Source organism: Ectothiorhodospira lacustris (genome assembly GCF_022227785.1).
In the GTDB taxonomy this organism is placed as follows: Bacteria; Pseudomonadota; Gammaproteobacteria; order Ectothiorhodospirales; family Ectothiorhodospiraceae; genus Ectothiorhodospira; species Ectothiorhodospira lacustris.
In genome coordinates this window covers 1-8200 of sequence record NZ_JAJNQM010000110.1, presented here as the reverse complement: position 1 = coordinate 8200, position 8200 = coordinate 1, and the positions used below count along the sequence as shown (strand labels likewise).

Sequence of the window (8200 nt, the reverse complement as noted above, 5' to 3'; positions counted from 1 at the left end):
AAGATCGGATTGCGCGGACGCTACCGGTTCCATTGTACGAGCCTGAACCCATGGAAGGAACGGTGATTGATTACGAGGGTGTGGCTCGCAAGGTGCCTGTCAAGGTGCTCAGCGCCGCCGCCAATCGCCTGCGTCGGGATGACCTTCTGGAGGCAGAACTGCTCAAGGAGGGGGTGTTGAAGCGCCGACGGGTGGGCAATACCCGGCTTGGCCTGCTGGATTGCCGGGCCATGACGGAGGTGGTGGACCATATGGTGGCTTCCGGACGGCATTTTTTCGATTCACCGCAATGATTCCGCAGTTTTTTTTGCGCTGCTCCCCTCGGGGCAGCACAATAACCGGTTTCCAGGGCGCCTCTTGAGCCCATAAACCGGTAACGCATCGGTGCCGCCGGTGCCCCAGACAAGCCAGGGTGTGGATATGGCGATTACGGATACATTGCGTCAATACGGCCGTGTGATGGGAGACAGGCTGGGCATGGGGCTGCATGCCCCGGGAGAAATTCGGGATCACCTGCGGGGGGCAATGGATTGGCTCAAGCGCGCCCAGGATGCGACGCCCGATGCCGGTGTGGCCCAGACCTGGTTGGTGCGCTCCCGCCGCTGGGCGCCGTCCTACCCCGAGACCACGGGCTACATCCTGCCCACCTTCTACCGCTATGCCCACTTGACCGGGGATACGGATGCCCGTGGCCGTGCCCGGGCCATGGCCGACTGGGAATGCGAGATCCAGTTGCCGGAAGGCGGTGTGCTGGCCGGTGCGCTGGGCAGTTCGGATCAACCCACCATCTTCAACACCGGCCAGGTGCTGTTTGGCTGGGTGCGGGCATTTGAGGAGGAAGGCGAGGAACGCTATCGAGAGGCAGCCGTCAAGGCCGCTGCCTGGCTTTGCGATGTACAGGATGAGGACGGCTGCTGGCGGCGTTTCGGGTCGCCGTTCACGACCACGTCCATGAATACCTATAACACTCGCTCGGCCTGGGGCCTGGCCCGGGTCCATCACATCACTCAGGAACCGCGTTTTCTGGCGGCGGCGGTGCGCAACCTGGAATGGGCGCTCTCCCAGCGCCATGACAATGGCTGGCTACCCCACAACTGCCTGCAGGACGACGCCCAACCCTTCCTGCATACCATTGCCTATGCCATGCGCGGATTCCTGGAAGTGGGGGCCTATGCACAGCGGGAGGATTTCATGCACCAGGCCGTCACCATGGGAGACGCGGTGCTGGCCTCTCTGCCGCCGGATGGCTATTTGCCGGGACGATACGATGCCCGCTGGCAACCGACGGTGACCTGGTCCTGCCTGACGGGCAATGCCCAGATCGCCATCAACTGGGGGCGCCTGCACCAGCTCACCGGCGAGGAGCGGTTCCGGGAGGCGGTCCGCCGGGTGAATGGCTTCACCCGGCGGACCCAGCGCCTTCACGGCGGCATCCCGGATGAGCGCGGTGGGATCAAGGGCTCCCACCCCATCAATGGTGGCTACCATCCCTGGCAGTATCCCAACTGGGCCGCGAAGTTCTTTGCCGATGCCTTGATGATGGAAGAATCCATCCTGGCCGGTTCTGGACGCCCCGCCATACTGTCCACCGACGCCGACTGGTCCTGAGCCCATGGAATCCGTGCACTGGGTCCGGGGCCGACCGGTCAATCTGATTCCCAAGCGCCCCGCGACGATCCTGTATCTGGAGACCGGCGTGGGGTTCGGCGGGGCGGTGATCAGCCTGCGTACCTGTCTGGAACACCTGGACGAGGCGTGTTTTCGTTCCGTGGTGGTGCATTCCCTGGATGATGCCAAGTTTGCCTCTTTCCCCCCGGCGGTGAAAACGATCCATCTACCGCGACGACACCGCATTGGGAGTGGCCGTCGGCGCCCCCTCTGGCAGCGGCTGGATGCGGAGATATTCCGCTATGCCCACCACCTGGCCCGTATTGCCCGCACCGAGCGGGCGGATCTCATTTATCTGAATAATGATTTCATCGCCAACATGGCCGGTGTGATAGCGGGCCGTCTGGCCGGATGCCCGGTGGTGCTCCACGAACGCAATATTCCCAGCCCGGATTCCCGGCTGGCGGTGTTTCTCACCCGCTGGATCAGCCGTTTCCTGGCCATTTCCGGTCCTGTCCGTCAGGGGTTGCTGGATCTGGGCGTGGCGCCCGAACGAATCACCATGGTGCCGGAGGGGCTGGATCTGGCCCGCTATGCCGCCAGGGATGCCGCTCAGGTGAAGGCTCTGCGGGCGCGGTTGGGCGTGGGGCCGGAAGATCCGATGGTGGTGATGGCCGGCATGATCATGGACTGGAAGGGACAGCATGTGCTGATCCAGGCCGTGCCCAGTGTCCTGGCCGTCCATCCCCGCGCCCGTTTCGTCCTGATCGGTGAAGCGCCTCCCGGGCGCGATGACTATCTACGCGCCTTGCAGCAGCAGGTGAACGAGATGGGCCTGGCGGACGCCGTGCATTTTGCCGGGTATCAGGATGATGTGCCGCTGTTCATGCAGGCCGCGGATGCGGTGGTGCATGGATCGATATCGCCGGAGCCGTTCGGTCGGGTGGTGATCGAGGCCATGGCCATGGGCACGCCGATCCTGGCCACGGACATCGGCGCGCCGCCGGAGATCATTCGTGACGGTGAAACCGGTTTCCTGGTGGCGCCCGGTCAGCCCATGGCCCTGGCGGAGGTACTCAACCGGGTACTGGGCGATACCGACCTGCGGACCCGGATGGGACGGGCGGCCATGGAGGAAGTGGCGCGCAAGTATTCGGTTCAGCGCCATGCGGGTCTGGTCCAGGCCGTGTTCGATGAATTGCTGACACCGGATTTTTCCTTGAATCTTTATTTGGGGTGAGTGTGCTCATGACTGCCAGGCCGCATCGCCGGGTGTTGATCGTGGCGGTGGAGTTTCCACCGGTGAAGGGAATCGGCCGGTTGCGGCCACTCAAGTTCTGCCAGCATCTGCAGGCGCTGGGGTGGGAGACGGCCGTGCTGACCCTGACGGAAGGGGACATGCAGCCGGTGGACCGGGCCACCCTGGATGAAATTCCCGATGGCACCCGGGTGTTCCGGGTGCCGTTGCCCCGACCCCGGGAGCGTCTGGTGCTGGCCGTCAAGCGTTTGCTGGGGCGTGGCCGACCGGTGGATGCGGAGGCGACCGGGGCGGTGTCGGGGAACGACTCTGTGCCGGGGCCGGGCACCCATGCGGCGTCGGCTTCCGGGCTGATCTCCTCCGTCAAGCGGGGGGTTGCCTGGATGGATCGTTTTATCCATCGGCATGTGCAGATCCCCGATGATCTGGTGCTGTGGTGGCCGCCGGCGGTCCGGCAGGGTGTCAGGATCGTGGATGAGTTTCGGCCCGACGTGATCCTGGCCACGGCCCCTCACTTCACGTCCTTGATTGTGGGGGCACATCTGTCCCGACGGACGGGAGTGCCCTGGGTGGCGGATTACCGGGACCTGTGGACCGGGGATGTGTTGCGGGCCTGGGTGCCTGCCTGGCGCCAACGGCTGGAACTGGCCCTGGAGCGGCGGTTGGTGTCCACGGCGGGGGCGGTGGTGACGGTGTCCGGCCCCAAGACCGAGGTGATGCGCGGTCGCCTGCCCCGATTGCCGGATGAGGCCCTGGTGACCATCACCAATGGGTATGATCCGGAGGAGTTCGAGGGGGTAGAGCCGGAAGGGCAGACGCCAGGTGTGTTGCGCATCGTCTATGCCGGGCGTCTGTTCAAGAACCGGCGGGGCTATGAATTGCTGGAAGCGGCCGGGGGACTGTTGCGGGAGCGGCCCGATCTGGCGGGACGTTTCCGGTTTGAATATTACGGCGGGCGGGCGCCGGAGATCGTGGCGCGCATGGATGAACTGGTGACGCGGCATGGGCTGGAGCCGGTGTTCCGGTTCTTTCCCGATGTCCCTTACCGTCGCTCCAAGGCTCTGCAGAAAGGGGCGGATGTGTTGCTGCTGATCGTGGATGGGGGCGAAACCACTTCAGGGGTCATCCCCGGCAAGTTGTTTGAGTATATCGCCGCCGGGCGACCCATCCTGTGCGTGGCCGAGGAAGGCGCCACCCCGGAGATCATCCGCCGGGGGCGACTGGGATGGGTGGAGCGCCCGGGGGATGTGGCGGGCATCCAGGCACGTCTGGCCCGGATACTGGATGCCGAAGACGGGGTGTTTGATCCGGACCAGGACTATGTGCGGGGGTTTGAGCGGCGCCATCTGGTGACGCGTCTGGCGCGGGTGCTGGAACAGGTGGCGGCCGGCGGACCTCGTTGATGGATGCCCCGATGAGCCGGGTGCGGGTCTTCGAGAGTCTGGCGGCCCTGCCCGAGGCGTGCCGGGCATTGTTCGAGCAGGCTGAGTGCCGTCATCCCTTCTGTACCTGGGCATGGTTTGAGTGCCTGATCGCCCATGGACTCAATCCCGATGACGCGCCCCGCTTCCCGGTGGCCTTCGATGCCGGAGGGCAGCCTGTCTGTGTGTTGCCGTGCCTGGTGTCCCGGGCGCGGCCGCGGCGCTGGCGGGCGTTACAGAATTACTATGCCCCCATGTACGGGCCGGTGATGGCGGCGGGATCACGGGGCGAAGAGGGCTTGCGGGCGATTGCCCGTCATCTGCGTTCGACGCCCGGGCTGTGTGAGGGGCTGGATCTGGGACCCCTGTGCCTCCAGGGGCCGATGATGGGGCGGGTGGAGCAGGCGTTACGGGACGAGGGTTTCTTCGTGAAGCCCTATTTTCGTTTCGGCAATCGGTATCTTCCCACCATGGGCATGGACTGGGTTGCCTATCTGGCCGGCCGGCCCGGGCACCTGCGCAGCACCCTGCAGCGCAAGGGGCGGCGGCTTCGGCGTCTGCATGGGGTGGCGTTTCATCTGTACCGGCAGGTGGATGACGTGCCGGCGGCGGTTGCCGCCTACGAGTCCGTGTATGCCGTGAGCTGGAAACGGCCGGAACCTTTCCCCGATTTCATGCCGGGCTTGATCCACATGGCCGCGCGGACGGGCATGCTGCGCCTGGGGGTGTTGACGGTGGAGGAGGCCCCGGTGGCTGTTCAGCTCTGGCTGCGTCATCAGGGGCGTGCCCATATCTACAAGCTGGCCCATGATCCGCGCTTTGAGGCCTTTTCCCCCGGTACTCTGCTGACGGCGCTCATGATGGAGCGCATGCTGGATGATGAACGGGTGAGTGAAGTGGATTTTCTGACCGGGGATGACCCTTACAAAGCGGACTGGATGACCCACCGCCGGGAGCAGTGGGGCATCCTGGCCCTGAATGTGCGTACCTGGCGGGGTGCCTTGCTGATGCTCAGGGAGCTTGTCGCGACATGGGGCGGTCGGTTGTTGCGGCGTGGCTGGCCTGGACGTTTTCCGGCGTCCTGACGAAATCCCTGGGCGCGGGCGATGAGGATTCGTGGCCCGGGTTTTCGGTGCCAACCCGTTGCGGGGCCGGCGCCTCCACGGTGTCCAGTTCCCGGCGCAGGATGATGGTGATGGCCACCATGGCGAACATCAGGTCGAAGTAGGCCCGGTCCAGGAAGGCGCCGGCTACCAGGTAACCGACGAACCCGACCTGCATGGCCCAGGCAAATTGCCCCATCCACTCCTTGCCGGGGATATGCCGGGACTGCCTGCGTATCCGGTTCAGGGTGAGCAGGGTGAACAGGATCATGGTCATGAAGACCGCGAATCCCCCGAATCCGTGGTGCCCGATGACCTGGAAATACAGGCTGTGGGCCACGCGGGCGGTGTTGGGGTGCCAGGGACCAATAAAGTTGGCGTAGCCTACCCAGACTTCGTCGGGGATGTAGACGTTGTTGAAGCCGGCACCCAGCAGGGGCCGTTCCATCGCCATGTTCCAGTTGACCCCCCAGGCCTGGACCCGCTGCATGGCGGAGTGGTCTTCTTCATAGGTCTGAATGGTCTGCCAGCGGCTGACGAGCCGCTCGGGCAGGGTCACGCCGATGACGGTGACGGCCAGGACCGCTGCCAGGATCAGGCTGCCCTTTCTTCTCATCTTGAGGAACATGAACGGGGCGATGGCCAGCAGGCCCAGCAGGGCACCCCGGGAGTAGGTGAAGATGATGGCGGCCGCTGTCAGCCAGAACACGCTGTAGGCGGCATAGCCGGCGATCTTGGGGGAGCGGGACAGGATGCCCAGATCCACCCAGTTTTCCCGGAACATGCGGGCGATGATCAGCAACATGGGCAGGATCATGATCATCGCCAGACCCAGGTCGGTGTTGCCCGCGATGAAGCTATCTCTGGGACCGAGTACCATGTGAGATCCGCCTGTCAGAACAGAAAACAGACCTCCCTTGAAGCCGTAGAAGGCAATGGAGCCGGCCACCACCAGGATCAGCAGCAGGGTGCGGGTCTGGCCGTAGATCAGCATGGGGGTGACAAAGGTCATGAGCAGGATCTTCATCACCGTGTCCCATTGGACCCAGGCCATGTGGCTCCAGGCGAAGTAGGTGGTCATGGTGATGTAGCCGGTGAAGATCACCAGGACGACGATCTCGCGGGTGAAGGGCAGGGGTTTGCGGTCCCTTGTGAGGACCAGGGCCGCGAGGGTGACCACCCCCACCATCATGGCCACCGACATGTCGGTGATGAAGGTCCAGCCCAGTCGGTGGGGGTTCATGAGCCCGATCCAGTACCACATGAGTACCCCGATCCAGGGCATGAAAAGGATGAAGGGCAAGGACCCGCCGATGATGATGATTAGCAGTATGTCGCGCATGGCTATGTCGGAGTCATGGGGGCGGGAGCGTTTCGGGTGGCTCGGGCAGGTTGTCCAGCCATGATGCCAGAGTTCGGGTGAGTTGACGCCGGGAATACCGACGAATGACCTCCGAATCCGGGCCGGGCGGGATTTCGGCATCCATATCCTTCAGCAGGGTCAGCAGTGTCGGGGCAATCTGCTCGGGCCGATCCAGGGGGGCCAGGTGCCGGCAGCCCATGTCTTTCAGGGTCCGGGCGGTGTCGCCCGCCGGGTCCGTCAGCCCCAGCAGCGGGCGCCTGGCCCGGAGGTATTCATAGAGTTTGGCCGGTATCTGCTGGTTGCAGTTGGCCGCCTGCAGGATGAGCAGACCGTCGGCCCGCAGCATTTCTTCCAGGGCCTCCCGGTAGGGCAGTGGGGGCGCCAGTTCCACCAGGGGTTGCAGTTGGTAACGGTCGATCAGTGTTCGCAGGTGGTCGCCGTTATGGTGAGCCCGCAGACGCAGGATGAATCGGTCCGGGTGGAGGAGGTCCTGTTGGCGGAGGGTCTGCAACGCCTGGAACAGGTGGGTGGGGTCGCGCTCGTTGCGGTAGACGATGCCGCTGTGCAGGAGGGTGATTCGGCCGGGGTGCAGGGGGCCCTTGGCGGCAGCCTGTTCATCGAGTCCGGCGAAGTTTTCTTCGGCGTAGCCGTTTTCGATCAGTTTGAATGATTCACCCGGGTAACGGGGGTAGCGATCCCGGTAGAAGTCCAGGGCGCCCGGCGTGGTGAAGCTGACGCCGGCGGCGGCACTGAATACCTGTTCTTCGATGCGCTTGAAGGCGGCCCAGGTGGCTGGATCTTCGGGGTAGCCCTCGTGGGCCATGGGGTCCCGGAAGTCGGCGATCCAGGGCAGGCCGCTGGCCCGGTGCAGCCGGTAGCCGATGGCATGGGCGGTGGCGATGGGATAGGTACTCCAGATGATCCGGGGGCGATAGGTCCGAATGAGTTGTCGGCCGCGATGGAGGGCGGCGGGAAGCCAACTGATCCAGCGATCCGGACGGGCCAGGCAGGCGGGATAGCGTCCCGCCAGGGCGAAATGTCGAGCGCTGTCGAAGGCCTGGGCTCGGATGACCGGGACGTGTGCGGGGATGTCCCGGAGCAGGTCGGGGCTGGTGTTCGGGTAGGCGCGAGGATGGACGGTGAGCACGATGGGTTCCCAGCCGAACTCGGGCAGGTGACGCACGAACTGCAGGGTTCTCTGGATGCCGCTACTGCCCGTCAGGGGCGGGAAGTGATAGGCAATCATGAGGATGTGCCGGGATGGGTGCGGTCTGGCCACGGGTTGGGTTTCCGGGGGGCTGAGCAGGGCCTTGGCTATGTTAGCATTCCTTTTTGTTGTTGATCCTGACTCTAGACCATGGAGCGTTGTCCTTGGATACCCAGAAAGAAGTCCTGGCGGTGATTGATGAAGTGCTCAGTCTTGGTGGACGGGCGATGACCTTCGACG

7 protein-coding genes are annotated in these 8200 nt (G+C 64.4%); 5 read left to right on the top strand and 2 right to left on the bottom strand.

Annotation, left to right across the window (positions count from 1 at the left end; translation table 11 throughout):
- The 5 genes from LQ952_RS14755 to LQ952_RS14735 form a co-directional block, all read left to right on the top strand.
- Nucleotides 1–293 (top strand): hypothetical protein (locus tag LQ952_RS14755; RefSeq protein WP_238623387.1); only part of this gene is annotated, 293 nt, incomplete at its 5' end.
- A 100-nt stretch (nt 294–393) separates the two neighbouring features.
- A complete protein-coding gene (locus LQ952_RS14750; protein WP_238623386.1) occupies nt 394–1608 on the top strand; it encodes a prenyltransferase/squalene oxidase repeat-containing protein in 1215 nt (404 codons plus the stop codon).
- Between the two features lie 4 nt (nt 1609–1612).
- Nucleotides 1613–2848 carry a glycosyltransferase family 4 protein gene (locus LQ952_RS14745; RefSeq protein WP_238623385.1) on the top strand — a complete coding sequence of 412 codons (1236 nt, stop codon included), beginning with the start codon at nt 1613–1615 and terminating at the stop codon, nt 2846–2848.
- Between the two features lie 8 nt (nt 2849–2856).
- Nucleotides 2857–4269, top strand: a complete 1413-nt coding sequence (locus tag LQ952_RS14740) for a glycosyltransferase family 4 protein (RefSeq protein ID WP_238623384.1) — start codon at nt 2857–2859, stop codon at nt 4267–4269.
- A complete protein-coding gene (locus LQ952_RS14735; protein ID WP_238623383.1) occupies nt 4269–5372 on the top strand; it encodes a GNAT family N-acetyltransferase in 1104 nt (367 codons plus the stop codon). Before LQ952_RS14740 ends, LQ952_RS14735 begins: the two co-directional genes overlap by 1 nt.
- On the opposite strand, the gene LQ952_RS14730 is transcribed toward LQ952_RS14735, so the two are convergent.
- A complete protein-coding gene (locus LQ952_RS14730; protein WP_238623382.1) occupies nt 5299–6732 on the bottom strand; it encodes a putative O-glycosylation ligase, exosortase A system-associated in 1434 nt (477 codons plus the stop codon). The genes LQ952_RS14735 and LQ952_RS14730 overlap by 74 nt on opposite strands.
- A gap of 13 nt (nt 6733–6745) precedes the next feature.
- Nucleotides 6746–8032 (bottom strand): glycosyltransferase, encoded by a 1287-nt coding sequence (locus LQ952_RS14725; RefSeq protein WP_238623381.1) that lies wholly within the window; start codon nt 8030–8032, stop codon nt 6746–6748.
- Between the last annotated feature and the right edge of the window lie 168 nt (nt 8033–8200).